Raw genomic sequence first — 24,985 nt, 5'->3', positions numbered from 1 at the left:
GGGCTGCGACACGGTTTGGTTAGGACAGGTAAGGTCGCATCTCCCACCCGTATGGAGCGGAATGGAAAACGTCGAAACCCAGGGTCCCGCGCCATCGCCGCAGAGCGCCGGCAGGCAGCTGCGCGCCGCACGCGAAGCCGCCGGGCTGAGCCGCGCCGACGTCGCCGCGCGCACCAAGATCGCCGAACGCCATCTCATCGCGATCGAGGAGGACCGACTGGGGGACCTCGCCGGACGAACCTATGCCGTCGGCTTCGCGCGGACCTATGCCCGCGCCGTGGGGCTGGACGAGCAGGCGATCGCCGCCCGGGTGCGTCGCCAGCTGGACAGCGAGGTCGCGGAGCGGCCCGCCATGGCTCCCAGCTTCGAGCCTGGCGATCCGGCCCGGGTGCCCCCGCGCCGCATCGCCTGGGTCGCCGCCATCGGGGTGATCGTCGCGATCGCGGTCCTGCTCGCCTTCTGGAGCAGCTTCCTGTCGCCGCAGGGCGAGCTGCCCGACCTCATCGCCCAGAACGCCGGCCCGGATAGCGGCCAGACTGCCGGCCCCGCAGCCCCCGCGGCGCCGGCCGCCGCGCCGCAGCCCACCCCTTCGGCCGCGCCCGCGGGACCGGTCATGCTGACCGCCACCGGCGACCAGGTCTGGGTCAAGGTGACCGACGCCACCGGGGCGCAGGTGCTGCAGAAGGAACTGGCGCAGGGGGAGAGCTGGACGGCGCCCGCCGGCTCCTCGGGGCTCCAGCTGCGCACCGGCCGTCCCGATGCCCTGCAGATCTCGGTGGGCGGCAAGGCGCTGCCCCCGCTGTCCGACAAGCCGCAGCTCATGTCCGGCGTCTCGCTCGCCGCGGCCGACCTCCTGGCCCGCTCCGCCGCGACCGCGGGTGCGCCCGCCCCGGCGCCCGCCACGCCGGCGGGGCAGGGCCAGGGCGGTAGCGCGCCGGCGCCGGGCGCCTGAGCTCAGGCGTAACCCGCCACCTCCTTGCCGCAGGCGCCCGGGCCCGGCGCCCGGCTGTCCACGGTTTTCCGAAGAGCGCCGCCTCGACAGGCGGGGGCGATTTCAGGCAACAGGTCTGTCGACAGCACCATTGGTTAATTCCCGGTTCGTCCAGCCTCGCCCATGGCGGGCGCAGCGATTTTCCGGCACGGAGTTGATGAGGCGATGAACTTTACCCCTCGCGCAATGCGGATCACGCGCTGGCTGGCGACGGCCGCCTCGATGGCGGTGCTTGTCGGTGGCGCAGGTCCCGTCCTGGCGCAGGACAGCAACACCAACGCGCGGCTGAGCAAGGTCGAGTCCGAGGTGCGCGCGCTGCAGCGCAAGGTGTTCCCGGGCGGCGACGGCCGCGCGTTCGAGCCGCAGATCACCGCGCCCGCCACGCCGACGCCGCTTCCCGGGCAGCCGGCCAGCACCCCGGTCACGGACCTGCTGAACCGCATGGGCGCGGTCGAGACCCAGATGGCGCAGCTCACCGCGCAAGTGGAGCAGAATACCAACCGCATCGCCCAGCTGGAGGCGAAGCTGGCCGCCGCCATGCCCCAGCCGCCGGTCGAGGCCGCGCCGGCCGGAGCGGCCGCGCCGCAGGCCAACCTCGACGCGATGACCGGCGGCGCCGCCACCAGCCCGTCGCGCCCGGCCGCGACGCCGTCGCGTCCCGTAACTCCTCCGGCGACCAGCCCGGCGGCACCGCCCGCACGCCCTGCCGCGGCCTCATCGGCGCGGGTGGAGGCGGTCAGGGCCATCGCCAAGCCGCAGACCAGCGATGCCGGCGACGACGAGTACAGCTACGGCTACCGCCTGTGGGAGGCCAAGTTCTACCCGGAGGCGCAGCAGCAGCTGAAGCTGTTCCTGACCAAGTACCCGCGCCATGCCCGCGCCAGCTGGGGCCGCAACCTGCTGGGCCGCGCCTATCTGGACGATGGCAACCCGAGCGAGGCGGCCAAGTGGTTCCTGCAGAACTTCCAGACCGACAAGCGCGGCGACCGCGCCGCGGACAGCCTGCTCTACCTCGCCGTCTCGATGAAGCAGCTCAAGGACACCAAGCGCGCCTGCATCGCGCTGGCGGAGTTCAGCGAGACCTACCCGGCGGAATCGGCCGGCCGCCTGGCCAGCCTCTACAACTCCACGCGCAGTGGACTCTCCTGCAGCTGATCGCGCGATCGGCGCGGAAGAGCTGGAGCGGTTCCGCGCCGGCCTCGCCGCCCTCTGGCCAGACGGGCTTGGCGAGGAACGGGCGCGCATCGGCATCGCCGTTTCCGGCGGACCCGACAGCCTGGCGCTGCTGATCCTCGCCGCGGCGGCGCTGCCCGGGCGCGTCGAGGCGGCGACGGTGGACCACGGATTGCGGCCCGAGAGTGCGGCCGAAGCCGCGGCGGTGGCGACCGCCTGCGCGGGGCTGGGCGTGCCGCATGCCATCCTCGCGGTCACCGTCGCTGCCGGCAACGTGCAGGCCGAGGCCCGCGCTGCGCGCTATGCCGCGCTGGCCGGCTGGGCACGGGCGCAGCGGCTTGCCGCGATCGCCACCGCGCACCATGCCGACGACCAGGCCGAGACGCTGCTGATGCGCCTGAACCGGGCGAGCGGGGTCGCCGGGCTGGCCGGCGCGCGGCCACGCGGCCTGGTGCCCGACACCGAGCTGCCGCTGCTCCGCCCGGTCCTCGACTGGCGCCGGGAGGAACTGGCCGCGGTGGTGCGCGGGACCGGGCTGGCCCCGGTCGAGGACCCCAGCAATGCCGACGACCGCTTCGACAGGGTGCGCATCCGCAAGGCGCTGGCGGTGGCCGACTGGCTGGACGTCCCGGCCATGGCGCGAAGTGCCGCCTACCTTGCGGAAGCCGACGCGGCGCTCGACTGGATGGCGGCGCTGGAATGGCGGTCCTGCGTGAAGGCGCAGCCCATGGGCCTGCGCTATCGTCCGCAGGCGCCGCAGGTGGTGGTGCTGCGCGTGGTGGCGCGGATCGTGCGCGAGCTCGACGGGGCGGACCCGCGCGGCAGCGCGGTCGCGCGGCTCGTGGAAGCGCTGGAGCAGGGCCGTCCCGCTTCGATCGGTGCGCTGGTGGTGCGGCCCAATGCCGGGGGGTGGAGCTTCGCGCGGGCGCCGGTACGCCGGCCCCCGCCGCCGCGCCCTCAGCCGCCGCTCCCTGAGCCGCCCACTGAGCCGAGCACTTAGCTGCCGACGAGGCTGTCGCCCAGGCCGACGTGCTTGCCGCGCGTGATGTAGACCTTGTCGCCGATCCTGGTCGTCTCGAACAGCCTGGCGGCGAAGCGATCCGGCATCCCCACGCAGCCATGGCTGGCGTAGCCGAGCGCGACGTCCGCACCGTGCAGGGTGATGCCGTCGTCGGTCAGCCGCTGCATGTAGGGCATCGGCGCGCCGGTGTAGATGTTGGAGACGTGGTCGCGGTCCTTCTGGGTGATCGGGAAGACGCCGAGCGGCGTCGGCTTGTCGTCGGTTCCCAGCAGGACCGCGGCCGCGCCGATCTCGTAGCCGCCGCGAAACACGGAGATCACCCGCGCCTCCAGGTCGACCGTGACGACGATCGGACCGGGCGGCACGCCCTTCTCGTCCCAGTGCCATTCGCCGTACCTGATCGGGCCGTCGATGGGCAGGATCCGCTTGATGACGAAGGGTGCGTCGGCGGGGGAAGGCTGCGAGGCGGGTGCGGCGGGTCGGGGCTGGGAATCAGGTGTGGCTGGGGTGGCGGCCGGTGGGGTGGCGGTCGGGAGCGACGCGGCGAGCTGCGCTTCGGCGAGCGAGGCCGGAGCCGGCGTCCCGGACGCGGCCGAGAACACGAGCAGCGCGGCCACGGCGGCGAGGGCGAGGAAGCCCGAGGCGAGAAGGATGCGCGCGTCCAAGAGTGGCGTCTTTCTGGTTCGTGCCGGCGAACGCTCCTGATAGGCGGCTTGCCAGCTTGCGTAAACGGGCAAGCCGCGCGGGACCCGTCCTACCTAGGTCCCGCGCCGGGCGATCCCGTCGCGCAGGATCGAGTTCGCCAGTTCGGCCACCTCCTCGGCCGGGGCGTCGTCCCAGACGGCGTAGCGCAGGCCGAGGAAGACGTTCATCCCCATGATCGCCCAGGCATGCGCCTCGCCCAGGTCCTCGCGCAGCTCGCCCTTGCGGATGCCTTCCGCCAGGCGCTCGTGGATGCGCGCGGCGGTGTTGCGGTAGTGCTGGCGAAAGCTCTCGGCATCGACGAACTCGGCCTCGTCGATGATGCGGTAGATCTCCTTGTGCTCGCTGGCGAAGCGCAGGAAGCCGACCAGCGAGGCGCGCTCCGATTCCAGCGCGGGCAGGTCCTGGCGGCGGGCGTTGCGGGCGGCCTCGCGCACCTTGCCGCTGAGGTCGTCGACCAGGGCGCGGAAGATCTCGTCCTTGGAATCGAAGTAGGTGTAGAAGCTGCCCAGCGCCGTCCCCGCGCGGCGGGTGATGCCGGTGATCGACGCCTCGTGAAAGCCCCGCTCGCCGAACTCGATCGCCGCGGCGTCGAGGAGCTTGCGCAAGGTGCGCCGCCCGCGCTCGGTCCGCGGGGTCTTGCCCGAAGCCGGCTTCTCGGCCGCAAGGTCTTCTGCCGGGATGGGAGGAGGGGGCGCCTCTGTTGTCACGACGACACAGCTAGACGGGGAGATGGCGCTTGGCAAACATTCAAAGTTGAAACCCGGTTCAACTATCAATATGGAAGGCGGCAACAACAAGCGTCCATGGGAGTGTGTGCGATGCGTAAGGCGCGGTTCCTCGCGGTTTCCTCTAGTGTTCTGGCCCTTTCGGGCGGCCTTGGCGCCGCTGCGCCCGCGCTCGCGCAGGATGCGGCCCCTGCCGCCGAGGCGCCCGCCGATTCGAGCGGGGGCGACATCATTGTCACCGCCCGCCGGCGCGAGGAGCGGCTCGTCGACGTGCCGATCGCCGTGACCAGCTTCAGCGGCGACCAGCTGGAGAAGTCGGGCGCCATCGACGTCACCGAGATCTCGCAGACCACCCCCAACGTCACGCTCGAACCCTCGCGCGGGACCAACTCGACGCTCTCCGCGTTCATCCGCGGCGTCGGGCAGCAGGACCCGGTGTCCGGCTTCGAGCAGGGCGTCGGCATCTACCTCGACGACGTCTACCTCAACCGCCCGCAGGCCGCCGTGCTCGACATCTACGACGTCGAGCGCATCGAGGTCCTGCGCGGCCCGCAGGGCACGCTCTACGGCCGCAACACCATCGGCGGTGCGGTGAAGTACGTGACGCGCCAGCTGCCGGACGCGTTCTCGCTGAAGCTGCGCGGCTCCTACGGCACTTACGACCAGGCCGATCTGGTGGTCACCGCCTCGGCGCCTGTGACCGACCTGATTCGCGTCGGCGGCTCGGTCGCGCGCCTCTCGCGCGGCGGCTTCGGCACCAACCTGACCACCGGCGAGGACAACTACAACAAGGATATCTGGGCGGGCCGTGCCAGCCTCGACATCGGCGGCTATGGCCAGCCGGTGCTGATCCGCATCTCGGGCGACTACACCAAGGACAAGTCGAACGCGCGCGGCGGCCATCGCCTGATCCCCGGCTACGTCTCTGGCGCCCCGGTGCTGGACGACGTGTACGACACCCGCGGCGGCCTTCTCGACCCGAAGCAGGAGGTGGAGGCCTATGGCTTCGCGATCAACGCCACCGCCGAACTGACCGACCGGCTGACCTTCCGCTCGATCAGTTCATGGCGCAAGGACGACAGCGCCTCCCCGATCGACTTCGATGCGCTGCCGGCGGTCGATGTCGACGTGCCCGCCTACTACCGCAACGAGCAGACCAGCCAGGAATTCCAGCTGCTCTACGACGACGGCGGCATGGTGCAGGGCATGATCGGCGCCTACTACCTGAGCGCCAAGGCCGACACCCAGTTCGACACGCGCCTGTTCACCGCGAACCCGGTGGTGCTGCCCGGACTGACCGCCTTCACCCAGGCGAACGTCGACACCGAGACCTTCGCCATCTTCGGTGACTTCACCTTCGACTTCAGCGAGCAGTTCAGCGCCTCTGTCGGCGGCCGCTACACCTGGGACGAGCGCAGGGCGCAGATCCTGCGGCAGAACTACCTGCTGGGCGGCTCGCCCGTGTTCGGCGGCGCCGGCGTGGCTGCGGGCGCACCCAGCACCGACTTCTCGGGCAAGGCGAAGTTCGAGAAGTTCACCCCGCGCGTGTCGGTCAGCTTCAAGCCGACGCCCGAGCACAACCTCTACGCAAGCTACAGCCAGGGCTTCAAGGGCGGCGGCTTCGATCCCCGCGGCGTCGGCGCCAGCGCCCCTGCCGCCACTCCGGGCGCACCGACCGACGCCGAGGTCGCCGACTACCTGAGCTTCGAGCCGGAGACGGTCGACAGCTACGAGATCGGCTACAAGGGCAACCTCTTCGGCGGTGCGCTCTACATCGCCGCGGCCGGGTTCTACATGGACTACAAGGACGTGCAGATCCCGGGGTCGGCGGGCTGCACGGTGGCCGGGGTGCCGACCTTCTGCGGGGTCATCACCAATGCCGGCAAGGCGCGCTTCAAGGGCGTGGAACTGGAGGCCAGCGCACGCCTCGGCCAGGACCTCGCCGCCGCCGGGGACCGTCTCAGCCTGTCCGGCTCGCTCGGCTACATCGATGCCGAGTACAAGGAGTACTTCGCCAACATCGCCACGCCCACCGGCCCGCAGCCGGTGGACGTGGCCGAGTTCCGCAAGGTGCAGAACACGCCCAAGTGGACCGGCTCGGCGACGCTCGCCTACACCGCGCCGGTGGGGGAGGGCGACGTCGCGTTCAGCACCACCTATTCCTACCGCGGCAAGACCTTCCAGTTCGAAGTGCCCAATCCCTACCTCGACCAGAAGGGCTACGGCCTGGTCGATGCCAGCCTCGTCTACACCGCGCCGAACGGCCGCTGGAGCCTCGGCGTCCACGGCAAGAACCTGTTCGACAAGCGCTACAAGACCTCCGGCTACACGTTCCTCACGACGAACGCGACCACCGGCGAGCTGGTGACGTTGCCCAATGGCCGGTTCCTGCCGACGCTGGGCACCGAAGGAACGCTGACCGCCTATTACGGCAACCCGCGCCAGGTCTTCGCGACCGCGACGCTGGAGTTCTGAGGAGGCAACGGGCATGGACTATCGCGTCCACCGCTTCCGCAGCGCCTGCGGGACGCTCGACCTGGCCGGGCGCGACTATCCGGCCGCCGCGGCCGGGGCGCCCGCGCTGCTGCTGATGCACGGGCTGACCCGCAACAGCGCCGACTTCGAGCCGCTGGCGGCGCGTCTCGCCGGACGCTGGCGGCTGATCGTGCCCGACCAGCGCGGGCGGGGGCTCTCCGCCTGGGACCCGGACCCGGCGAACTACCGCCCGGACGTCTACGCGCAGGACATGCTGGCGCTGCTCGACGAGCTGGGCATCGCGCAGGCCGGCCTCATCGGTACCTCGATGGGCGGGCTCATGGCGATGGTGATGAACGCCATGCGCCCCGGGCTGGCGCAGGCGGTCGTGCTCAACGACGTCGGGCCGGTTCTCGATCCCACCGGGCTGGCGCGCATCCAGGGCTACGTCGGGCCGGCCGGGGCGATGGCGGGCTGGAGCGAGGCGGCAGCCCGCACGCGGGCAATCAACGCTCCCGCCTTTCCGGACTATGGCGGCACCGATTGGGATGCCTTCGCCCGGCGCACCTGTCGCGAGAACCCAGACGGTACGGTCTCCTTCGCCTATGATCCCGCGATCGCGGAGAGCATCGCCGGTGCCGATCCGCAGACGGTGCCGCCGGATCTGTGGCCCTTGTGGGCGCTGCTCGACGCGGTGCCGGTGCTGGTGGTGCGTGGTGCCTTGTCCGACCTGCTCGCCCCTGCCACCGTGGTGGACATGGCGCAGCGGCACGCTGGCCCTTTCGCGAGCGTCGAGGTACCGCGGGTCGGGCACGCGCCGATGCTGGACGAGCCGCCGGCACTCGCCGCCATCGAGAGGTTCCTGGACGCGCACATGACCGCGCCGGGCGCTTGATCCCGCCGCGCGGCGCCCTCCGGGTGGCGGTAGGCCGCCAGACCCGGTAGCACCGCTCACGAAGAAGACAGGAAGGCCAGGCGCGATGCCGCGAACACCGCATTCATCCCCCGCTGCAAACACCCCTGGCGACGCTTCTGCCGGCACCTCGCCGCGCCTGGTGCTGGCGATGCTGCTGCTGGTCTACATCTTCAACTTCGTCGACCGGCAGATCCTCTCCATCTTGGCGGCGCCGATCCAGGCCGACCTCGGACTTGACGACGCGCAGATGGGGATGCTGGGTGGGCTCGCCTTCGCCATCCTCTATTCGACGCTGGGTGTACCGCTCGCCTGGGTGGCCGATCGCACCAGCCGGTCCTGGGTCATCACCGGCTCGCTGGTGGTCTGGAGCCTGTTCACCTCGGCCTGCGCGCTGGCGCAGGGATTCTGGCACATCTTCCTCGCCCGACTCGGCGTGGGCGTGGGCGAGGCCGGCGGCGTGGCGCCCAGCTATGCGGTGATCGGCGACCATTTCCCCAGCCACCGGCGCGCCTTCGCGCTGTCGGTCTACTCGCTGGGCATCCCGCTCGGCTCGGCGGCGGGCGTGCTCGCCGGGGGCTACGTGGCGCAGCACGTGGACTGGCGCAGCGCCTTCCTGCTGGTGGGCCTGGCCGGGCTGGTGATCGCACCGCTGTTCAAGCTGGTGGTGCGCGACCGGCCCCGGGCCGCGACCCAGGCCCCGACCATCCGCTTCGGCGAGGTGGCCGCGACCCTGGCGGGCAAGCGCGCCTTTTGGCTGCTGAGCTTCGGCGCGGCGTCGAGCTCGATGCTCGGCTACGGCGTGGCGTTCTGGCTGCCGAGCCTGCTCCAGCGCAGCTTCGGGCTCGACCTGGTGCAAGCCTCCTGCTTCTTCGGCGCCGTGCTGCTGTTGGGCGGCACCGTGGGCGTGCTGATGGGCGGGGCGCTGGCGGACCGGCTCGGCAAGGGCGACCGCGCCTGGTACGGCCGCGTCCCGGCCCTCGCCTTCGTGGCCGCGGTGCCGCTCTTCGCCGGGGGCATCTGGACCTCGAGTGTGCCGCTCGCCTTCATGCTGTTCCTGGTGCCGCAAGCGCTCGCCTACTTCTGGCTCGGCCCGGTGACGAGCGCGGTGCAGCACCTGGTCGATCCCCCCGCCCGCGCCACCGCATCGGCGCTGTTCCTGCTCATCAACAACCTGATCGGGCTGGGCGGCGGCATCTACGCGCTGGGCGCGCTGTCGAAGGCGCTGGCGCCGGTATGGGGCTCGGAATCGCTGCGCTACTCGATGCTCTGCGCGCTCGGGCTCTACCTGCTGGCGGCGCTGCTGATGACGCTCGCCGGGCCGGCCCTGCGGCGCGAGTGGGTGGCGGAGCGCTGAAAAACCCGCTTTGCACGCGTCCGCCGGACAGCTATGGAGCCCCTCCGCTGGTGAGCCGGTTTAGCTCAGTTGGTAGAGCAGTTGATTTGTAATCATCAGGCCGCGGGTTCGATTCCTGCAACCGGCACCAGCGCTTCCTGCTCTTTCATCCGGCGATGCATGTACGTCTCCATGCCGATGAACGCCTGCGGCCGCCGCGCATCGCGGTCTGGCCCGTGGCGATGGACGCGGGCCTTGCCGCGCCGCGGGGCCGCCTCCGTCACGCGCCGAAGGTCCAGCCTTCGGTGCGGGCAAGCTCCGGTGTGAGTTCGGCCGGGAACCACAGGTTCTCGCGCTCGGCGGTGCGGCGCAGCCATGCGGCGGTCACGAGCGCGTCGGCGCTGTGGTCGTCGATCGCGCCGGTGCCGCCGAGGGGGCGGGAGCCCAACGCCACCAGCGCCGCATCGAGGCTGGCGTGGTCGGTCATCTTGGCGCGGCCCGGCGAGCGGCCGGCGGCGACGGCGGCGAGGGCGGTGTAGATCTCCACCAGAACCGGCCCGCTCTCCGGCAGCGGATCGACGGGCCAGACCGGCAGCCGCCCCGCCAGGCGATGCAGCAGCCGCATGCCCGTCAGGCTCGACTTGCCCACTTGCGCTGCGCCGACGAGGTTGAAGTTCGAGTAAGGCTTGCATCCGGCGCGCGCCTGCGCGGCCTCGGTCACGCGCATCCGCCCGCGCCGGTGGGCCGCGCCCGGCAGGTGGAACAGCGCGCCTTCGCGCGCGCCGTGCCGGCGGAAGTAGGCGCTGAGGGCCGGGTCGTCGACGAAGCTGGGGACGGAGAGATGCGGGTCGGCCGTGCAGAGCCGATCAACCAGGGCCCAGAGCGCGCGGGCGTCGGGCGGGCTTTGCGGCCAGCCGGGGAAGAACGCCCCGGCATCCGCGAAGGGCAGCGAGATGCCGAGGTCCATCCCCACCATCGTCTCGGGCGGCAACCGCTCCAGCAGCAAGTCCAGCACGTCCTCGCGCGACCAGCGCGCATGGCCCGGCGGATGCAGGAGCTGCGGCGCGGCGTCGCCAGTGGCGCAGAGCGCGACGGCGATGCCCTTGTGGCGGTGCCCCAGCGCGCCGGACCAGTCGATCGCCATGAAGTGCCGGAAGCGCATCGCGCGGGTCACCCGTCGCGGCGCTCCGCGCGCTTGCGATCCCACCACTCGATCCGCTTCCTGATCTCGCGCTCGAAGCCGCGCTGGACAGGCTCGTAGTACGTCTGCGGCGCCATTTCCTCAGGCCAGTAGTCGTCGCCGGAGAAGCCGTCGGGTGCATCGTGGTCGTAGGCGTAGTCCTTGCCGTAGCCGATGTCCTTCATCAGCTTGGTCGGGGCGTTGAGGATGTTCGCCGGCGGGCTGAGCGAACCGGTCTCGCGGGCGCTCTTCCACGACGACTTGAAGGCCATGTAGGCCGCGTTCGACTTGGGCGCGGTGGCGAGGTAGAGGCAGGCCTGCACGATCGCCAGCTCGCCCTCGGGCGAACCCAGGAACTCGTAGGCGTCCTTGGCGGCCAGGCACTGCACCAGCGCCTGCGGATCGGCGAGACCGACGTCCTCGCTGGCGAAGCGCACCAGCCGGCGCAGCACGTAGAGCGGCTCCTCGCCGGCGGTCAGCATGCGCGCCATGTAGTAGAGCGCCGCCTGCGGGTCCGAGCCGCGCAGCGACTTGTGGAGCGCGCTGATGAGGTTGTAGTGCCCGTCCCGGTCCTTGTCGTAGACCGCAACCCGGCGCTGGAGGAACTGCCCGAGCCCGGCGGGATCGAGCGGAGCGGCGATGTTCGCGGCGTAGAGCGTCTCGGCCTGGTTGAGCAGGAAGCGCCCGTCGCCGTCGGCCGACGCGACCAGCGCCTCGCGCGCCTGCGGGGTGAGAGGCAGCGGGCCTTCCAGCGCCTCGGCCTTGTCCAGGAGCGCGTTCAGGGCTCCGGCGTCGAGGCGATGCAGGATCAGCACCTGGGCGCGGCTGAGCAGCGCAGCGTTGAGGGCGAAGCTGGGGTTCTCGGTGGTCGCGCCGACCAGGGTCACGGTGCCGCGCTCGACGAAGGGCAGGAAGCCGTCCTGCTGCGCGCGGTTGAAGCGGTGGATCTCATCCACGAACAGCAGCGTGCGCTGCCCCGCGCGCGCGGCGACGTCGGCCTCGGCAAAGGCCTTCTTGAGATCTGCCACCCCGGAGAACACCGCCGACACGGCGGCGAAGCGCATGCCCACCGCGTCCGCCAGCAGGCGGGCGATGCTGGTCTTGCCGGTTCCGGGCGGGCCCCAGAGGATCATCGAGGACAGCCGCCCCGCCGCCACCATGCGGCCGATCGCGCCTTCGGGGCCGGTCAGGTGCTCCTGTCCGACGACCTCCGCCAGCGCGTGCGGGCGCAGCCGGTCGGCCAGCGGGGCGTCGTCACGCAACTTAGCGGGGGATCCGGACGGCAGGTCGTCGGCGAAGAGGTCGGCCATCCCGGTCATCTAGGATCTCGGGCGGCCGATGGCGAGCCCTGCCGGTCGTCAGCGGGATTCAGGCCGGCTGTTCGGGCTGCCACAACTCGATCGGATTGCCCTCGGGATCGTGAATCCGCGCGAAGCGGCCGACGCCGGGCATGTCCCACTCGGGATCCCTGGTCGCCGCGATCCCCGCCTCTTCCAGCCGGGCGCAGAGGTCGTCGAGATCGTCGACCCGCAAGTTGAGCATCCACGGCCGGTCCGCCGCGAAGTAGTCGCTCGTCGCGGGGAAGGGGGAGAAGACGCAGGGCCCCGCCTGCGTTTCCCACATGCCGTAGGGAACGGAGCCGACCCCCAGGTGCTCGGCATACCAGGCGCGCAACGCCTCCGGATCGCGTGCCCTGAAGAAGAAACCGCCGATCCCGGTGACGCCCATGCTGCCCTCCCATGCTGCCGCGGACCGTCGCGTCCCGCAGGCCGGTGCGCGAATGCCGGTGCCGCGTCCGTGCCGCGCCTGTATAGCAGGATGCGACTGGGAAAGGGAATCGCATCATGCCACATCCGCTGGGCCTGGAACTGCTGACGGTGCTGGGCCTCGATCCCGTGGAGCACGTGACGCTGGCGGCGGACCTGGGCTGCAGCGCCATCTCGCTGGGGCTGACGCAGCTGCCCGAGCGGTTCAATCCGCACGGCTATCCGGCCTGGTCGCTGCGGGAGGATGCCGGGCTTCGGCGCGAGCTCAAGGCGGCGCTGCGCGACCGGGGCGTCGGCATCTGCCTGGCCGAGGGCCTCGGCGTGACGCAGCGGGAAGACGCCTCCGCGCGCGCCCGGGACATGGACCTGTTCGCCGACCTCGGCGCACGGCGGGTCAACGCGGTGGACATGGGTGCCGAGCGCGAGCGCGCCTTCGACCAGTTCGCCGTTCTGGCGCAGATGGCCGAAGCGCGCGGCATGGCGTTTTCGATCGAGTTCTCGCCGATCTTCACGATCCGCACGCTCGCGGATGCGCTCGCGGCGGTGAGGCACGTCGGGGACGGGCGCGCGACGGTGCTGATCGACACCATGCACTTCTTCCGTTCGGGTGGATCGGTGGCGGAGATCGCCGCGCTCGATCCGGCGCTGATCGGGTACGTCCAGCTTTGCGACGTGCAGCGCAAGTCGACGCAGGACTACCTGAGCGATGCCATGACCGGCCGCATGATCCCGGGGCAGGGCGAGCTGCCGCTGCGCGAGTTCGTCGAAGCGCTGCCCCGCGGGCAGCTGCTCGGCCTGGAGGTGCCGCTGGTGGGAGCGGCCCGCAGCGGGCGCACGGCCCTGGACTATGTGGGCGAGATCGTGCGCCGCACGCGCGATTTCCTGGCTTAGGGCAGGCTAGCGGCGCGCGGCCAGCACCATCTCGGCGCCCTTCTCGGCGATCATCATGGTGGGCGCGTTGGTGTTGCCCGAGACGATGCGCGGCATGATCGAGGCGTCGATCACGCGCAGGGCCTCGATCCCCCGCACGCGCAGCTCGGCATCGACCACGCTGCCCATCGCCGCCGTGCCGACGGGGTGGAAGATGGTCGTGCCGATCTCGCCGGCCGCGCGTTGCAGTTCCTCCTCGCTGGCGAACTCCGGGCCGGGGCGCACTTCCTCGGGATGGTAGCGCGCGAGCGCCGGGCGGGCGACGATGCCGCGGGTGATGCGGATCGCCTCGGCCGCTACCCGCCGGTCTTCCCCGGTCGACAGGTAGTTGGGGCGGATCGACGGCGGGACGGCGGGATCGGCGCTGACGATCCGGGTGGTGCCCCGGCTCTCCGGCCGCAGGTTGCAGACGCTGGCCGTGAAGGCGGGGAACGGGTCGAGCGCGCCGCCGAACGCGGCGAGGCTGAGCGGCTGCACGTGGTATTCGAGGTTCGGCGTGGCGTAACGCGCGTGGCTCCGCGTGAAGACGCCGAGCTGGCTGGGCGCCATCGCCATCGGCCCGCTGCGCCGCAGCGCGTACTCCAGCCCGATCAGCGCCTTGCCGAAGAGGTTCGCGGCGCGCGCGTTCAGGGTGGCGACGCCGGAGACGCGAAAGGCGCAGCGCAGCTGCAGGTGGTCCTGCAACCCCGCGCCCACCTCGGGCCGATCGACCAGCGGCGCGATCCCCAGGTCCTGCAGCCGCTGCGCGTCGCCGACGCCGCTACGCTCCAGGATCGCGGGCGAGCCGATGGCGCCCGCCGCCAGGACGACCTCGCCGGCGGCGCGCGCCTGGCGCGGCTCGCCGCCCAGGGTATAGGCGATCCCCACCGCGCGCCCGTCCTCGACGATCACCCGGTCGACCAGCGCGCCGGTCTCCACCTTGAGATTGGTGCGACTGCGCACCGGCTTCAGGAAGGCATCGGCCGCGCTCCAGCGCCAGCCCTTGCGCTGCGTCACCTGGAAGAAGCCGGCACCTTCGTTGTCCCCGGTGTTGAAGTCCCGGCTATGCGGGATGCCGTGTTCCTCGCAGGCGTCGCGGAAGGCCTCCAGGATGTCCCAGCGCAGGCGCTGGCGCTCGACCCGGATCTCGCCGCCGCTGCCGTGGAAGGCGTCGCCGCCCTCGTAGTGGTCCTCGGCGCGCTTGAAGTAGGGCAGGACTTCGTCCCAGGCCCAGCCGGCGTTGCCCGCCTGGCGCCAGCCGTCGTAGTCGGCGGCCTGACCGCGCATGTAGATCATGCCGTTGATCGAGGAGCAGCCGCCGAGCACGCGCCCGCGCGGGTACTTGAGCGCGCGCCCCCCCAAGCCCTCTTCGGCCTCCGTCGACAGGCACCAGTCGGTCCGCGGATTGCCGATGCAGTAGAGGTAGCCGACCGGCACCCGGATCCAGATGTAGTCGTCCTTGCCGCCGGCCTCGAGCAGCAGCACGCGGCGCCGCGGGTCCGCGCTCAGCCGGTTGGCGAGCACGCAACCGGCGCTTCCGCCACCCACGATGATGTAGTCGAACTCTCCCATCGCCCAGGGCTATGCCGGGCCTTGCTCGCGATCAAGCGGGCGCTTTTGCCAGGTATGCGGCCCCTTCGATTGGCCGCTCGGGCGATGCCGGACGCGGGACTTCGCAAAGGCCTTGAAGGGGCCGGGCGCGCGGGACAGGATCGGGCAAGGAAGAGGAGAACGCCATGTCCCGACCCCTGCTCGGCAAAGTGGGCATCTGGTCGCTGGAGCTGCGCTTCGGCGACAAGGCCCAGTCGAGCGCGGCTGCGCAAGAGCTCGAGGCGCTGGGGTACGGCGCGATCTGGATCCCGGGCGGCATCGACGACGGCGCCCCCGCCGACGTGGAACGGCTGCTCGGCGCGACGACGCGGATCACCGTCGCCACCGGCATCCTCAACATCTGGAAGCACGAGCCCGCGCAGCTCGCCGCCTGGTTCGCCGGGCTGCCGCCACAATCGCGGGCGCGCACGCTGCTGGGCCTTGGGATCAGCCACGGGCCGATCATCGGCGAGAAGTGGGGGCGCCCGCTCGAAGTCACCGCCGCGTTCCTCGACGGGCTGGATGCGGTGGGCATGCCGCGCGACAACCTGTGCCTCGCCGCCCTCGGCCCCAAGATGGTGGCCTTGTCGGGAGACCGCACCTCGGGCGCGCACCCCTACCTCGTCACGCCCGAACACACGGCCCAGGCTCGCGCCATTCTCGGCGAAGGCCCGCTGCTGGCGCCCGAGCAGGGGGTAGTGCTGGCGCAAGACCCGGCCACCGCGCGCACGCTGGCGCTGGGCGCGCTGGAGCATTACCGCGAGTTGCCGAACTACCGCAACAACTGGCGCCGCCTGGGCTTCACCGAGGCCGAGATCGACAGGGGCGACGATCGCCTGCTGGACGCGCTGTTCGCCATCGGCGGTCCGGAAGCGGCCGTGGACCGGGTGCGCGCCCACCTCGAAGCCGGAGCGGACCACGTCTGCCTCCAGGTCCTTGCCGGCCCCCGCGGCGGGGACTTCGACACGCTGCTGCCGCAGTGGCGCGCGCTGGCGCAGGCATTGGCGCTGGCGTGAGCGAAGCGGTTGCGCGCGCCGAAATGGCGGAGGCGGGTGAGCGGGAAGGGCGCATGCGCGGCCGCTCAGTGGGGCACCGCATCGAAATCGACGCGCCACCCGAGCTGGTGTGGGACTTCATCGCCGACTTCGAGGGCTGGCAGGGGTGGAACCCGCTCTACGTCGAAACCCGTGGCCGTGCCGAACCCGGGGCGACGCTCCACTTCCAGGTGCGGCTGCCCGGCATGAAGCCGCAGCGCGCGCGGGCGCGGGTGCTCGCCTGCGAGCCCGAGCAGCGCCTGGAATACCTCGTCTCCGGGCTCGGCGGGCTGGTCAGGACCCAGCGCGTCGTCGCGCTGGAGGAGCTGTCTCCCACGCGCTGCGCCGTGCTCAACCTCGAGATCATGGGCGGCCTGCTCGGGGGCGTGCTGTCGCGGATGCTGGGCGAAAAGGTCGGGCAGGCGCTGGAAGGCATGAACGCGGCGCTGCGCACGATCGCCGAGCGCAAGTGGCGCGGCCAAAGCGGCTGAAGGACCATCGGGGCCGCGGTTAACGTCTTGTCAACGATTTGCCGGTAGCGCGGTGGGCACAGGAGATGGCGGCTTGCCGCCAGATTTGACAGGGGCCGCCGTCAACGCGGCGGCTCCTGCAAATTCAGGCAGAGCCCCAACCAGTCCTGCTTCGTTCGGCACCCGCCTCAGTTGCCCAGCGCGTGCTGCTCCGCCGTCACCGGCACGCCCGCCGGTTCTCCCTCGCTCCACGCGCGCACCATCCAGATCGCCGACAACGACAGGACCGCGAGCGCGAGGCTGGCGATCAGCACGTAGCGAACGATACTGGGCGTGCTTCCACCGCGTGCTTCGTCGTCCTCGAGATGGATCTCGTCACCGACACGTTGCATGGTCGCTCTCCCACCGGCCCGGTCATGCTGCGCGGCAGTGCCTCTGCACCGGACCAACTGAAGAAACGTGCCGGGTGCCGTCCCGGTTCCCGGGCGGTCAGGCCGCGTGTACGGAGGCGAGGTCGAGCAGCTGGAGCGTGCGCTCGTCGCGGCGGCCCTGGCAGAAGGCGTCCAGGGCATGGCCATAGGGGTCGAGGCGATCGCCCTCGCCCGTCGCGGCGAGTTCGAACAGGGTCATCGAACTGCAGAACTTGAGCGCATCCACCGGTCCCAGGATCGCCACCGCGCTGCGCCGCCCGGCCCAGCCGAGCATCATCTGGGTCGTTTCGGCCAGTCTGCGGCCGAGTATGCGGTGGCGCAGGTACGCCCGAGCCTCGGGCAGGCTCCCGATGGCGTAGCGCTGGGCCATGGGGCTGGTGCCTAGGCCGGCGAGCTGAGGGAAGAAGAACCACATCCAGTGCGACTGCTTCTCGCCCCGGGCAAGTTCCGCGCGAACCTGGCGATAGACGGCGTCCTGCGCCGCGACGAACCGGTCGAGCCCGCTTGCGACCGGCTGGTTTCCGCGTGCGCGTTCGCGCCCGTCATCGCCGATCCCTCGCGCCATCACGGCATCTTGCCACCATCTTCCGCCACGGCCTGCTGCGTGTCGGCATGGCCGCCGGTGTTGTCGGGCGCGTTGAGCGCGCCGGTCATCCAGATCGCCGAGAGGGCGATGATGACCAGCACCAGGCTGATGAGCAGGATGTAGCGCACCACGTTGGGCGTCGCGCCGCTGCGCGCCTCGACCTTGTCGAGATGAACTTCCTGGCCGCGGGTTTCCATGGCGTGTCTCTCCGAATGCGGGCGCCGCTGACGGCACCTTTCCCGAGACAACACGCCAGGCGCGGCGACGTTCCCCGCCGCTCGCTCCCGCGGCAGGCACGATCAGTCGCGCAGCAGTTCGTTGATCCCGGTCTTGGAGCGGGTCTGCGCGTCGACGGTCTTGACGATCACCGCGCAGTACAGCGACGGACCCGGCGTGCCGTCGGGCAGCGGCTTGCCGGGCAGGGCCCCGGGCACCACCACCGAGTAGGGCGGAACGCGGCCGACGTGGACCTCGCCGGTGGCACGATCGACGATCTTGGTCGAGGCGCCGATGAACACGCCCATCGACAGCACCGCGCCCTCGCCCACGATCACGCCCTCGGCCACTTCCGAGCGGGCGCCGATGAAGCAGTTGTCCTCGATGATGACCGGACCGGCCTGCAGCGGTTCGAGCACGCCGCCGATGCCGGCGCCGCCCGAGATGTGCACGTTCTTGCCGATCTGCGCGCAGGAGCCGACGGTCGCCCAGGTGTCGACCATCGTGCCCTCGCCGACGTAGGCGCCCAGGTTCACGAAGCTGGGCATCAGCACCACGCCCTTGGCGATGAAGGCGCTGCGCCGCACCACGGCGCCGGGGACCACGCGCATGCCGGCGGCCTTGAAGCGCGCCTCGTCCCAGCCGGTGAACTTGAGCGGCACCTTGTCGAACGCCGGTGCGCCGGCGGCGCCGTAGTCCATCACGCCGTTGTCGGCGAGGCGGAAGCTGAGCAGCACGGCCTTCTTGAGCCACTGGTTTACCACCCACTCACCGTCGATCTTCTCGGCCACGCGTGCTTCGCCCGCATCGAGCAGTTCGAGGGCGGCCTCGACGTGGGCACGCACTTCCGCGCTGGCGGGAGTAACCGTGTCGCGCTTTTCAAATGCGTCCTCGATCAGGCCTTGAAGAGCGATGGTCGAGATGGGTGCGTCGAGGGCGGACATGCTGGGTCTCCGAACGGATGAATCTTTCGCCGCGCGGCCTAGAGCGAGATGGTGGGGCGGGCAAGGGGTGTGGGGCAGGCAGGGCGTACGTGGCCCGGGGCCTTCGCCCCGTTCCGGTACCCCGCAGCCCGCGATCAGGCCTCTGGCTGCATCAGCTCGCGCACGAAGCCGATCAGCCCGGTCTGGCGCGCGCGGCGCAGGCGTTCGGCGTGGAGGATCTGCGTCACCTGGCCGAAGCAGCTCTCGATGTCGTCGTTGACCACGACGTAGTCGTAGCCGTCCCAGTGGCTGATCTCCGAACGCGCCCGCTCCATGCGCCCGTGGATGACCTCGGCGCTGTCGGTGCCGCGCCCGGTCAGGCGGCGGCGAAGCTCATCGATGCTGGGAGGCAGGAGGAACACGCGCACCACGTCGCGCTCCAGCTTCTGGTAGAGCTGCTGGGTGCCTTGCCAGTCGATGTCGAACAGGTAGTCCTGCCCGTCCTTCAGCCCCGCCTTCACCTGCGCCTTGGGCGTGCCGTAGCTGTAGCCGAAGACCGTCGCCCATTCGAGGAAGTCGCCATCCTCCACCATGCGCTCGAACTGCGCGGGGCTGACGAAATGGTAGTCGACGCCGTCGACCTCGCCGGGCCGAGGGGGGCGGGTGGTGCATGATACCGAGTTGCAGATATGCGGATCCGCCTCCAGCAGCATCCGCGCGATCGTCGTCTTGCCCGCGCCCGAGGGCGACGAGAGGATGAACATCAGGCCGCGCCGGGCGAGCTTGCCGGCGGTCTCGGGTACGGGTGCAGTCTGGACCATGGCCCCCGATGGCGATGGTCGCGGCGCAAATCAAGCAGGAGAATGGAGCAGCGGTGCCCCGGTGGCCTCACGCGTCCTGCGCGCCGTCCTTGGCCATCTCGTGCAGGTCCTTGGCGCCCTCCGCCCGCGCCGTCCGGGCGCGGCTGCGGTCGTAGAGCGTCTTGGCGATGAGCGCGCCGCCCACCGCGATGGCGCCGGGGACCGAGCCGATCGCGACTCGGGCGAGGGCGCCGTGCAGCAGCGTCTCGGTGATGGTGCGGCCCTTGAGGATCGACTTGGCCTTGCGCGGCGAATAGCTGGCGCCCAGCACCGCGCGCTCGACGGCGCGCCGCGCGATGGTGGTGCCGGTGCGCAGCGCGATGTCGGCGATCACCAGGTTGGTGGCAGGATTGGGGCTGGGCCCGTGCAGTTCGCCGCCGTTGTCGGCCAGCGCCTTGAGGCTCTTGGTCGGCGCCGCGACGACGCCGGCCGCCTTCCTGGCCTGCTGCTTGATGGCGCTGGTGGAGATCGCCCGTTTTCTCATCGCCCTCGTCCTCGGGCGCTGCGAGCGCCTACTTCTTCTTGCCGAAATCGACCGAGACGACGTTCGAGCCGTCCTCGCTGGGAGTAATGCGCGAGGTGACGTCGCGTTCCGGGCCGTCGTTGCCGGCCGAGGCGGTGGTCGTCTCGTTCTCGTCGTCGGCCATGGCCTGGAACTGCAGGCCGAAGTCCACTGCGGGATCGACGAAGGCGGTGATCGCCGAGAACGGGATGTCGAGCTTGGCCGGCATCTGGTTGAAGCTGAGGCTGACGGTAAAGCCCTCGTCGGTGACGGCCAGGTCCCAGAACTTGTTCTGGAGGACGATCGTCATCTCGTCCGGAAAGCGGGCCCTCAGGTCGGCCGGGATGCTCACGCCCGGAGCGCCGGTCTTGAACGTGATATAGAAGTGGTGGCTGCCGGGAAGGACGCCGTTGCCGGCCTCGACTTGGCCGAGCACGCGGCCGACCACGGCGCGCAGGGCTTCCTGCACGATCTCGTCGTAGGGGATCAGACTGTCTGGCGGGGTATCGTTCATCGCGCCTTACGTGCTCATGCTTCGTGGGCCGGTCAAGCGGGTTCGCGCGCAAATCCACACGGCCGGGCAGGGTTATCCCTAGATCGCGACCACCGAGCGGCCGGATATCCCGTGTAAAACGCGCCAGGGGCGCAGTGGTGCCGCGCAGAATTGATTCCCTCGCGCACGGGTATATAGGCGCTCCCATGCGCACTGCCTCGATCACCCGCAAGACCCACGAGACCGACATCGACGTCGCCGTCAACCTCGACGGTACGGGTGCCTACCAGGTTTCGACCGGGATCGGCTTCCTCGACCACATGATCGAGCAGTTCAGCCGCCACTCGCTGATCGACATCACCTGTCGCATCCGGGGCGACCTCCATGTCGACCAGCACCACACCACCGAGGACAGCGCCATCGCCATCGGCCAGGCCATTGCCAAGGCGCTGGGCGACAAGGCCGGCATCGGTCGCTACGGCGACGTGAACTCCCCCATGGACGAGGCGCTGAGCCGCGTGTCGCTGGACATCTCTGGCCGGCCGTATCTGGTGTGGCGGGCGCAGTTCACGCAGGAGAAGCTCGGCGAATTCGACACCGAGCTGGTCGAGCACTGGTTCCACTCGATCGCGCAGGCGGTGGGCATCACGCTCCACATCGAGCTGCTCTACGGCACCAACAACCACCACATCTGCGAAGGCATCTTCAAGGGCTTCGCCCGCGCCATGCGCTCGGCGGTGGAGCTCGATCCGCGCAAGGGCGGGGCGATCCCCTCGACCAAGGGCATTCTCGGACAGGACTCGCTGTAATGGCCAGCTTCATCGTCTCGCTTACCTATACCGCGCCGGTCGAGAAGGTCGACGCCCTGCTCGAGGACCACGTCGCCTGGCTGCGGGCCGGGTACGCCAACGGTCATTTCCTGGGGTGGGGCCGCAAGGTGCCGCGCAGCGGCGGCATCATCCTGGCCCGTGGGGAAAGCCGCGAGGCGGTCGCCGCGCTGGCCGCGACCGATCCCTTCGTGGCGGGCGGCGTCGCCACCGTCGAGGTGATCGAGTGGGCGCACGGATACCTGGATGACAGCATCGCCGGCCTTGCCGGATGACGCTGGCGCTGATCGACTACGGCGCGGGCAACCTTCATTCGGTCGCCAACGCCCTGCGGGCCGCGGGGTGCGAGGATCTGGCCGTCACCGACCGGCCCGAAGTGGTGCGCGCCGCGGACCGGATCGTCCTGCCCGGCGTCGGCTCCTTCAAGGCTTGCGCCGAAGGGCTGCGGGCGATCGACGGCCTCGTCGATGCGATGGTCGAGCGGGTCCATGTGGGCGGCGCGCCGTTCCTGGGCATCTGCGTGGGCATGCAGCTGCTCGCCACGCGCGGACTGGAGCATGGCGTCACCCCGGGGCTCGACTGGATCGCCGGGCAGGTGCAGCGGATCGAGCGCACCGATCCCGCGGTCAAGATCCCGCACATGGGATGGAACGACGTGGCGCTCGGCCGCCAGGATCCGGCCAGCGGGCTGGTCGAGCCCGGCGAGGCCTATTTCCTGCACTCCTACCACTTCCAGCCCGAGGACGGCTCCGCCGTCGCCGCCATGACCGACCACGGCGGCGGCCTCGTCGCCGCGGTGGCGCAGGACAATGTCGTGGGCGTCCAGTTCCATCCCGAGAAGAGCCAGGCCTACGGGCTGGCGCTGCTCGCCCGCTTCCTGGAGTGGAAGCCTTGAGCGCGTCGAAGCCCGCGCGCCGCCCTCTGTGTCTCAGGATCGCCGTCCCATGATCGTATTTCCCGCCATCGACCTCAAGCAGGGCCAGGTCGTGCGCCTGGCCGAAGGCGACATGGCGCGCGCCACCGTCTACGGGGACGATCCGGCCGCGCAGGCCATGCTCTTCGCCGCAGCGGGCTCGCAGTTCCTGCACGTCGTCGACCTAGACGGCTCCTTCGCGGGCCGGGCCGAGAACCGCGAGGCGGTGGAGGCGATCGTCGCCGTGTTCCCCGGCCACGTGCAGCTGGGCGGCGGCATCCGCACGCCCGATGCGGTGGCGGGCTGGTTCGACCTCGGCGTCTCCCGCGTCGTCATGGGGACAGCCGCGCTCAAGGACCCGCAGTTCGTCAAGGACATGGCGCGCGAGTACCCGGGCGGCATCGTGGTGGCCGTGGACGCGCGCGACGGCATGGTCGCGACCGAGGGCTGGGCACAGGTCTCGGACGTCTCGATCGTCGACATGGCGCGCCGCTTCGAGGATGCGGGCGTCGCCAGCCTGCTGTTCACCGACATCGGCCGCGATGGGCTGCTGAAGGGCTGCAACATCGACGCTACCGTCGACCTCGCACGCCGCACCGACCTGCCGGTGATCGCCAGCGGCGGGGTCAAGGGCCTCGACGATATCCGCCTCCTGGCGCTCCATGCCGGGAACGGGATCGAAGGCGTGATTACGGGCCGCGCGCTCTACGACGGACGGCTCGACCTCGCCGCCGCGATCGCGATGGCGGAGCGCGAAGGGTGAACGAGAACCGCCTGATCGCGGTTCTGGCGCTCGCCATCTTTGTGCCCGGCGTCCTGTGGGCCTGGCGTGACTACCGCGAGGGGCACGTGCGCCTGATGCTGTTCAGCCGCCGCCGCTCGACGGTGGCGGTCCGGCGCCAGGACGACCTGCGCAGGTTCATGATGTACACCGCATTCAACGCGCTGCTCTGCGTGGTGGTGGCGGTCTTCGCCGTGCTGCTGTTCTTCAAGCCCGTGGAGTGACCTGAATGACCGTGCGCGTCCGCGTCATCCCCTGCCTCGACGTCCGCGATGGGCGTGTGGTGAAGGGCGTCAACTTCGTCGACCTCAAGGACGCCGGCGATCCTGTCGAGCAGGCGCGCGCCTACGATGCGGCCGGTGCGGACGAGCTGTGCTTCCTCGACATCTCCGCCAGCCACGAAGAGCGCGGGACCCTGCTCGACGTCGTCCAGCGCACCGCCGAGGTCTGCTTCATGCCGCTGACCGTCGGGGGCGGCGTGCGCACGGCGGAGGATGCCCGCGCGCTGCTGCTGGCGGGCGCCGACAAGGTGGCGGTCAACTCCGCGGCCGTCGCCCGTCCCGAAGTGGTGGCGGACGTCGCGGAGAAATTCGGCTCGCAATGCATCGTCGCCTCGGTGGACGCTCGCAAGGTCGGGCCCGGGCGGTGGGAGATCTTCACCCACGGCGGCCGCAAGGCCACCGGCATCGACGCGCTGGAGCACGCGGTCAGGCTCGCCGGCCATGGCGCCGGCGAACTGCTCGTCACCTCGATGGACGGGGACGGCACGCAGAACGGCTACGATCTGGAGCTGACGCGCACGATCGCCGATGCGGTGTCGATCCCGGTCATCGCCAGCGGCGGCGTCGGCAATCTCGATCACCTCGTCGCGGGCGTGACGCAGGGCCATGCAAGCGCGGTGCTGGCCGCTTCGATCTTTCACTTCGGCAAGCACTCGGTGGCCGAGGCACACGCGGCCTTGCGCGCCGCGGGGCTGCCCGCCCGCGGCTGAGCGCCGAACTGCTCCGTATCGGGACATCGCCGCGACGCCGCTTGCTGCATTGCGGCGTACTGGCCATGCACCCCGCAATCCCTCGACTCGCAGGAGCTTTCCGGTGCCTGTCATCCGATACCTGCCGGCGATCCTCGCGTTCGCCGCCGTTTCCCGGCCGGCCCATGCCGCAGGCGGCATCCCCTTGCCCGAGCCGAGCAGCCTGCTTCTCCTCGGGCTCGGCGTCGCCGGTGTCGCCGTCGGGCGCAAGCTGTCGTCCAAGCGCTCCAAGGACTGACCCCGCAGGGGCGGCGTCTCTCTGACGGAGCCTTGACCCTGCCGGCCCCGCGCCGCATGGGCAGATCATGAGCAGCCCCGATACCCTCGCGCGCCTGGAAGCCACGATCGCGCAGCGCCTCGGCGCCGATCCCGCCTCGAGCTACGTCGCCAAGCTGAACGCGCGAGGCCTCGGCAAGATCGCGCAGAAGCTGGGCGAGGAAGCCACCGAGACCGTGATCGCCGCACTGACGGAAAACCGCGAGGCGCTGGTCGGCGAGGTCGCGGACCTCGTCTTCCACCTCATGGTCCTGCTCGGCGCCAAGGGGGTGCCGCTGGCCGAGGTGCTGGCGGAGCTGGATCGCCGCGAGGGCGTCTCGGGGATCGCCGAGAAGGCCGCCCGGCCTCAGGACTGACACGCAGGACACCGCAAGGGAGCCCCTATGCCCATCGACCCGAAGCTGCCCTACGACCCCGCCAACATCTTCGCGCGCATCCTGCGCGGCGAACTCCCGTGCGCCCGGGTCTACGAGGACGATCACGCGCTGGCGTTCAACGACATCCGTCCGCAGGCGCCGGTCCATGTCCTGGTGATCCCGAAGGGCGAATACGTCTCGTGGGACGACTTCACCGCCAAGGCGAGCGACGCCGAGATCGCCGGCTTCATGCGGGCGGTGGGGGCCGTCACGCGGCAGCTGGAGCTCGACGGGCCCGGCTACCGGCTGATGGTCAACATGGGCGGTGCCGGGCACCAGGAAGTGCCGCACCTGCATGTCCACATCTTCGGCGGCCGGCAGTTCTTCCAGATGATCGCGGACTGACCGGCACGGCCGTCCCGGCGAGGCTGTCCACCGGAAATTTGCCGTTCGGCCCAGGCTGCTGGCCGGTTCGCGATGGCTCCGGGGTTGAAGTCGCCCTC

Annotated in this window: 32 protein-coding genes and 1 tRNA gene; 19 read left to right on the top strand and 14 right to left on the bottom strand. The window is 70.7% G+C overall.

Features of this window, described 5'->3' with window-relative positions:
* The first annotated feature begins 61 nt into the window (after positions 1 to 61).
* The 3 genes from ACFFJC_RS09640 to tilS all read left to right on the top strand — a co-directional run bounded on the left by ACFFJC_RS09640 (position 62) and on the right by tilS (position 3,164).
* Complete coding sequence (locus ACFFJC_RS09640; RefSeq protein ID WP_379487287.1) at positions 62 to 952, top strand: helix-turn-helix domain-containing protein; 891 nt, start codon at positions 62 to 64, stop codon at positions 950 to 952.
* Positions 953 to 1,156: 204 nt separating this feature from the next.
* Positions 1,157 to 2,146 (top strand): tetratricopeptide repeat protein, encoded by a 990-nt coding sequence (locus tag ACFFJC_RS09635; RefSeq protein WP_379487286.1) that lies wholly within the window; start codon positions 1,157 to 1,159, stop codon positions 2,144 to 2,146.
* On the top strand, positions 2,127 to 3,164 hold the full coding sequence (tilS, locus tag ACFFJC_RS09630; RefSeq protein ID WP_379487285.1) for a tRNA lysidine(34) synthetase TilS: 1,038 nt from the start codon (positions 2,127 to 2,129) through the stop codon (positions 3,162 to 3,164). Before ACFFJC_RS09635 ends, tilS begins: the two co-directional genes overlap by 20 nt.
* Here the strand turns inward: tilS and ACFFJC_RS09625 are convergent.
* Both ACFFJC_RS09625 and ACFFJC_RS09620 read right to left on the bottom strand, forming a co-directional pair.
* Positions 3,161 to 3,850 carry a L,D-transpeptidase family protein gene (locus ACFFJC_RS09625; RefSeq protein ID WP_379487284.1) on the bottom strand — a complete coding sequence of 230 codons (690 nt, stop codon included), beginning with the start codon at positions 3,848 to 3,850 and terminating at the stop codon, positions 3,161 to 3,163. The two genes, tilS and ACFFJC_RS09625, sit on opposite strands and share 4 nt — an antisense overlap.
* Positions 3,851 to 3,943: 93 nt before the next feature.
* Positions 3,944 to 4,597 (bottom strand): TetR/AcrR family transcriptional regulator, encoded by a 654-nt coding sequence (locus ACFFJC_RS09620; protein WP_379487283.1) that lies wholly within the window; start codon positions 4,595 to 4,597, stop codon positions 3,944 to 3,946.
* A gap of 111 nt (positions 4,598 to 4,708) precedes the next feature.
* Here ACFFJC_RS09620 and ACFFJC_RS09615 point away from each other — a divergent pair, with 111 nt between their 5' ends.
* The 4 genes from ACFFJC_RS09615 (at position 4,709) to ACFFJC_RS09600 (ending at position 9,490) form a co-directional block, all read left to right on the top strand.
* Positions 4,709 to 7,090 carry a TonB-dependent receptor gene (locus ACFFJC_RS09615; RefSeq protein ID WP_379487282.1) on the top strand — a complete coding sequence of 794 codons (2,382 nt, stop codon included), beginning with the start codon at positions 4,709 to 4,711 and terminating at the stop codon, positions 7,088 to 7,090.
* A gap of 13 nt (positions 7,091 to 7,103) precedes the next feature.
* Positions 7,104 to 7,985, top strand: coding sequence for an alpha/beta fold hydrolase (locus tag ACFFJC_RS09610; RefSeq protein WP_379487281.1), 882 nt, complete (start codon positions 7,104 to 7,106; stop codon positions 7,983 to 7,985).
* A 169-nt stretch (positions 7,986 to 8,154) separates the two neighbouring features.
* On the top strand, positions 8,155 to 9,360 hold the full coding sequence (locus ACFFJC_RS09605; protein ID WP_379487447.1) for a spinster family MFS transporter: 1,206 nt from the start codon (positions 8,155 to 8,157) through the stop codon (positions 9,358 to 9,360).
* Positions 9,361 to 9,414: 54 nt separating this feature from the next.
* A tRNA-Thr gene (locus ACFFJC_RS09600) sits at positions 9,415 to 9,490 on the top strand.
* Here ACFFJC_RS09600 and ACFFJC_RS09595 read toward each other — a convergent pair.
* Genes ACFFJC_RS09595 through ACFFJC_RS09580 form a run of 4 tightly spaced genes read right to left on the bottom strand, consistent with a single transcriptional unit; the run spans position 9,456 to position 12,247 of the window.
* Positions 9,456 to 9,623 carry a hypothetical protein gene (locus ACFFJC_RS09595; RefSeq protein ID WP_379487280.1) on the bottom strand — a complete coding sequence of 56 codons (168 nt, stop codon included), beginning with the start codon at positions 9,621 to 9,623 and terminating at the stop codon, positions 9,456 to 9,458. The two genes, ACFFJC_RS09600 and ACFFJC_RS09595, sit on opposite strands and share 35 nt — an antisense overlap.
* The gene (locus ACFFJC_RS09590) at positions 9,620 to 10,501 is read right to left on the bottom strand and encodes a hypothetical protein (RefSeq protein ID WP_379487446.1); all 882 of its coding nucleotides are present in this window, start codon (positions 10,499 to 10,501) and stop codon (positions 9,620 to 9,622) included. The genes ACFFJC_RS09595 and ACFFJC_RS09590 overlap by 4 nt, the downstream gene beginning before the upstream one ends.
* Positions 10,502 to 10,509: 8 nt before the next feature.
* On the bottom strand, positions 10,510 to 11,829 hold the full coding sequence (locus ACFFJC_RS09585) for a replication-associated recombination protein A (protein WP_379487279.1): 1,320 nt from the start codon (positions 11,827 to 11,829) through the stop codon (positions 10,510 to 10,512).
* A gap of 58 nt (positions 11,830 to 11,887) precedes the next feature.
* Positions 11,888 to 12,247, bottom strand: coding sequence for a VOC family protein (locus ACFFJC_RS09580; RefSeq protein ID WP_379487278.1), 360 nt, complete (start codon positions 12,245 to 12,247; stop codon positions 11,888 to 11,890).
* 116 nt (positions 12,248 to 12,363) lie between these two features.
* Here ACFFJC_RS09580 and ACFFJC_RS09575 point away from each other — a divergent pair, with 116 nt between their 5' ends.
* On the top strand, positions 12,364 to 13,176 hold the full coding sequence (locus ACFFJC_RS09575; RefSeq protein ID WP_379487277.1) for a sugar phosphate isomerase/epimerase family protein: 813 nt from the start codon (positions 12,364 to 12,366) through the stop codon (positions 13,174 to 13,176).
* Between the two features lie 6 nt (positions 13,177 to 13,182).
* Here ACFFJC_RS09575 and ACFFJC_RS09570 read toward each other — a convergent pair whose 3' ends face one another.
* Positions 13,183 to 14,766: a GMC family oxidoreductase gene (locus ACFFJC_RS09570; protein ID WP_379487276.1), complete on the bottom strand. Its 1,584-nt coding sequence runs from the start codon at positions 14,764 to 14,766 to the stop codon at positions 13,183 to 13,185.
* A gap of 164 nt (positions 14,767 to 14,930) precedes the next feature.
* On the opposite strand from ACFFJC_RS09570, the gene ACFFJC_RS09565 reads away from it, so the two are divergent.
* Together ACFFJC_RS09565 and ACFFJC_RS09560 are read left to right on the top strand one after the other, a co-directional pair.
* Positions 14,931 to 15,800, top strand: a complete 870-nt coding sequence (locus ACFFJC_RS09565) for a TIGR03620 family F420-dependent LLM class oxidoreductase (RefSeq protein ID WP_379487275.1) — start codon at positions 14,931 to 14,933, stop codon at positions 15,798 to 15,800.
* Positions 15,797 to 16,309: an SRPBCC family protein gene (locus tag ACFFJC_RS09560; RefSeq protein WP_379487274.1), complete on the top strand. Its 513-nt coding sequence runs from the start codon at positions 15,797 to 15,799 to the stop codon at positions 16,307 to 16,309. The genes ACFFJC_RS09565 and ACFFJC_RS09560 overlap by 4 nt, the downstream gene beginning before the upstream one ends.
* A gap of 167 nt (positions 16,310 to 16,476) precedes the next feature.
* Here ACFFJC_RS09560 and ACFFJC_RS09555 read toward each other — a convergent pair whose 3' ends face one another.
* The 7 genes from ACFFJC_RS09555 to ACFFJC_RS09525 all read right to left on the bottom strand — a co-directional run bounded on the left by ACFFJC_RS09555 (position 16,477) and on the right by ACFFJC_RS09525 (position 20,320).
* Positions 16,477 to 16,680: a hypothetical protein gene (locus ACFFJC_RS09555; RefSeq protein ID WP_379487273.1), complete on the bottom strand. Its 204-nt coding sequence runs from the start codon at positions 16,678 to 16,680 to the stop codon at positions 16,477 to 16,479.
* A gap of 97 nt (positions 16,681 to 16,777) precedes the next feature.
* Positions 16,778 to 17,284 (bottom strand): DUF1810 domain-containing protein, encoded by a 507-nt coding sequence (locus ACFFJC_RS09550; protein WP_379487272.1) that lies wholly within the window; start codon positions 17,282 to 17,284, stop codon positions 16,778 to 16,780.
* Positions 17,284 to 17,502, bottom strand: a complete 219-nt coding sequence (locus tag ACFFJC_RS09545; protein WP_379487271.1) for a hypothetical protein — start codon at positions 17,500 to 17,502, stop codon at positions 17,284 to 17,286. Before ACFFJC_RS09545 ends, ACFFJC_RS09550 begins: the two co-directional genes overlap by 1 nt.
* Positions 17,503 to 17,604: 102 nt before the next feature.
* Complete coding sequence (gene dapD / locus ACFFJC_RS09540) at positions 17,605 to 18,465, bottom strand: 2,3,4,5-tetrahydropyridine-2,6-dicarboxylate N-succinyltransferase (RefSeq protein ID WP_379487270.1); 861 nt, start codon at positions 18,463 to 18,465, stop codon at positions 17,605 to 17,607.
* Positions 18,466 to 18,599: 134 nt separating this feature from the next.
* Positions 18,600 to 19,265 carry a guanylate kinase gene (gene gmk, locus ACFFJC_RS09535; RefSeq protein ID WP_379487269.1) on the bottom strand — a complete coding sequence of 222 codons (666 nt, stop codon included), beginning with the start codon at positions 19,263 to 19,265 and terminating at the stop codon, positions 18,600 to 18,602.
* A gap of 67 nt (positions 19,266 to 19,332) precedes the next feature.
* Entirely contained in the window at positions 19,333 to 19,788 is a 456-nt protein-coding gene (locus tag ACFFJC_RS09530; protein WP_379487268.1) for a hypothetical protein, read from the bottom strand.
* A 28-nt stretch (positions 19,789 to 19,816) separates the two neighbouring features.
* Positions 19,817 to 20,320, bottom strand: a complete 504-nt coding sequence (locus ACFFJC_RS09525) for an SspB family protein (protein WP_379487267.1) — start codon at positions 20,318 to 20,320, stop codon at positions 19,817 to 19,819.
* Between the two features lie 185 nt (positions 20,321 to 20,505).
* Between ACFFJC_RS09525 and hisB the strand changes: the two genes are divergently transcribed.
* The 9 genes from hisB (at position 20,506) to ACFFJC_RS09480 (ending at position 24,887) form a co-directional block, all read left to right on the top strand.
* The gene (hisB, locus tag ACFFJC_RS09520; protein WP_379487266.1) at positions 20,506 to 21,108 is read left to right on the top strand and encodes an imidazoleglycerol-phosphate dehydratase HisB; all 603 of its coding nucleotides are present in this window, start codon (positions 20,506 to 20,508) and stop codon (positions 21,106 to 21,108) included.
* Positions 21,108 to 21,401 (top strand): YciI family protein, encoded by a 294-nt coding sequence (locus ACFFJC_RS09515; RefSeq protein WP_379487265.1) that lies wholly within the window; start codon positions 21,108 to 21,110, stop codon positions 21,399 to 21,401. Before hisB ends, ACFFJC_RS09515 begins: the two co-directional genes overlap by 1 nt.
* Entirely contained in the window at positions 21,398 to 22,021 is a 624-nt protein-coding gene (gene hisH / locus ACFFJC_RS09510; RefSeq protein WP_379487264.1) for an imidazole glycerol phosphate synthase subunit HisH, read from the top strand. The genes ACFFJC_RS09515 and hisH overlap by 4 nt, the downstream gene beginning before the upstream one ends.
* 49 nt (positions 22,022 to 22,070) lie before the next feature.
* On the top strand, positions 22,071 to 22,802 hold the full coding sequence (gene hisA / locus ACFFJC_RS09505; RefSeq protein ID WP_379487263.1) for a 1-(5-phosphoribosyl)-5-[(5-phosphoribosylamino)methylideneamino]imidazole-4-carboxamide isomerase: 732 nt from the start codon (positions 22,071 to 22,073) through the stop codon (positions 22,800 to 22,802).
* Positions 22,799 to 23,044, top strand: a complete 246-nt coding sequence (locus ACFFJC_RS09500) for a hypothetical protein (RefSeq protein WP_379487262.1) — start codon at positions 22,799 to 22,801, stop codon at positions 23,042 to 23,044. The genes hisA and ACFFJC_RS09500 overlap by 4 nt, the downstream gene beginning before the upstream one ends.
* A 5-nt stretch (positions 23,045 to 23,049) precedes the next feature.
* Complete coding sequence (gene hisF / locus ACFFJC_RS09495; RefSeq protein WP_379487261.1) at positions 23,050 to 23,811, top strand: imidazole glycerol phosphate synthase subunit HisF; 762 nt, start codon at positions 23,050 to 23,052, stop codon at positions 23,809 to 23,811.
* 103 nt (positions 23,812 to 23,914) lie between these two features.
* Positions 23,915 to 24,088: a PEP-CTERM sorting domain-containing protein gene (locus tag ACFFJC_RS09490; RefSeq protein ID WP_379487260.1), complete on the top strand. Its 174-nt coding sequence runs from the start codon at positions 23,915 to 23,917 to the stop codon at positions 24,086 to 24,088.
* Positions 24,089 to 24,155: 67 nt separating this feature from the next.
* Positions 24,156 to 24,482, top strand: a complete 327-nt coding sequence (locus ACFFJC_RS09485; protein WP_379487259.1) for a phosphoribosyl-ATP diphosphatase — start codon at positions 24,156 to 24,158, stop codon at positions 24,480 to 24,482.
* A gap of 27 nt (positions 24,483 to 24,509) precedes the next feature.
* Complete coding sequence (locus ACFFJC_RS09480; protein ID WP_379487258.1) at positions 24,510 to 24,887, top strand: histidine triad nucleotide-binding protein; 378 nt, start codon at positions 24,510 to 24,512, stop codon at positions 24,885 to 24,887.
* Positions 24,888 to 24,985: the final 98 nt, after the last annotated feature.

The organism is Novosphingobium soli, from assembly GCF_042432915.1.
GTDB classification, from domain to species: domain Bacteria; phylum Pseudomonadota; class Alphaproteobacteria; order Sphingomonadales; family Sphingomonadaceae; genus Novosphingobium; species Novosphingobium soli.
Note: the sequence above shows the minus strand (reverse complement) of the source record. Positions and strands in the feature narration are given on the sequence as shown.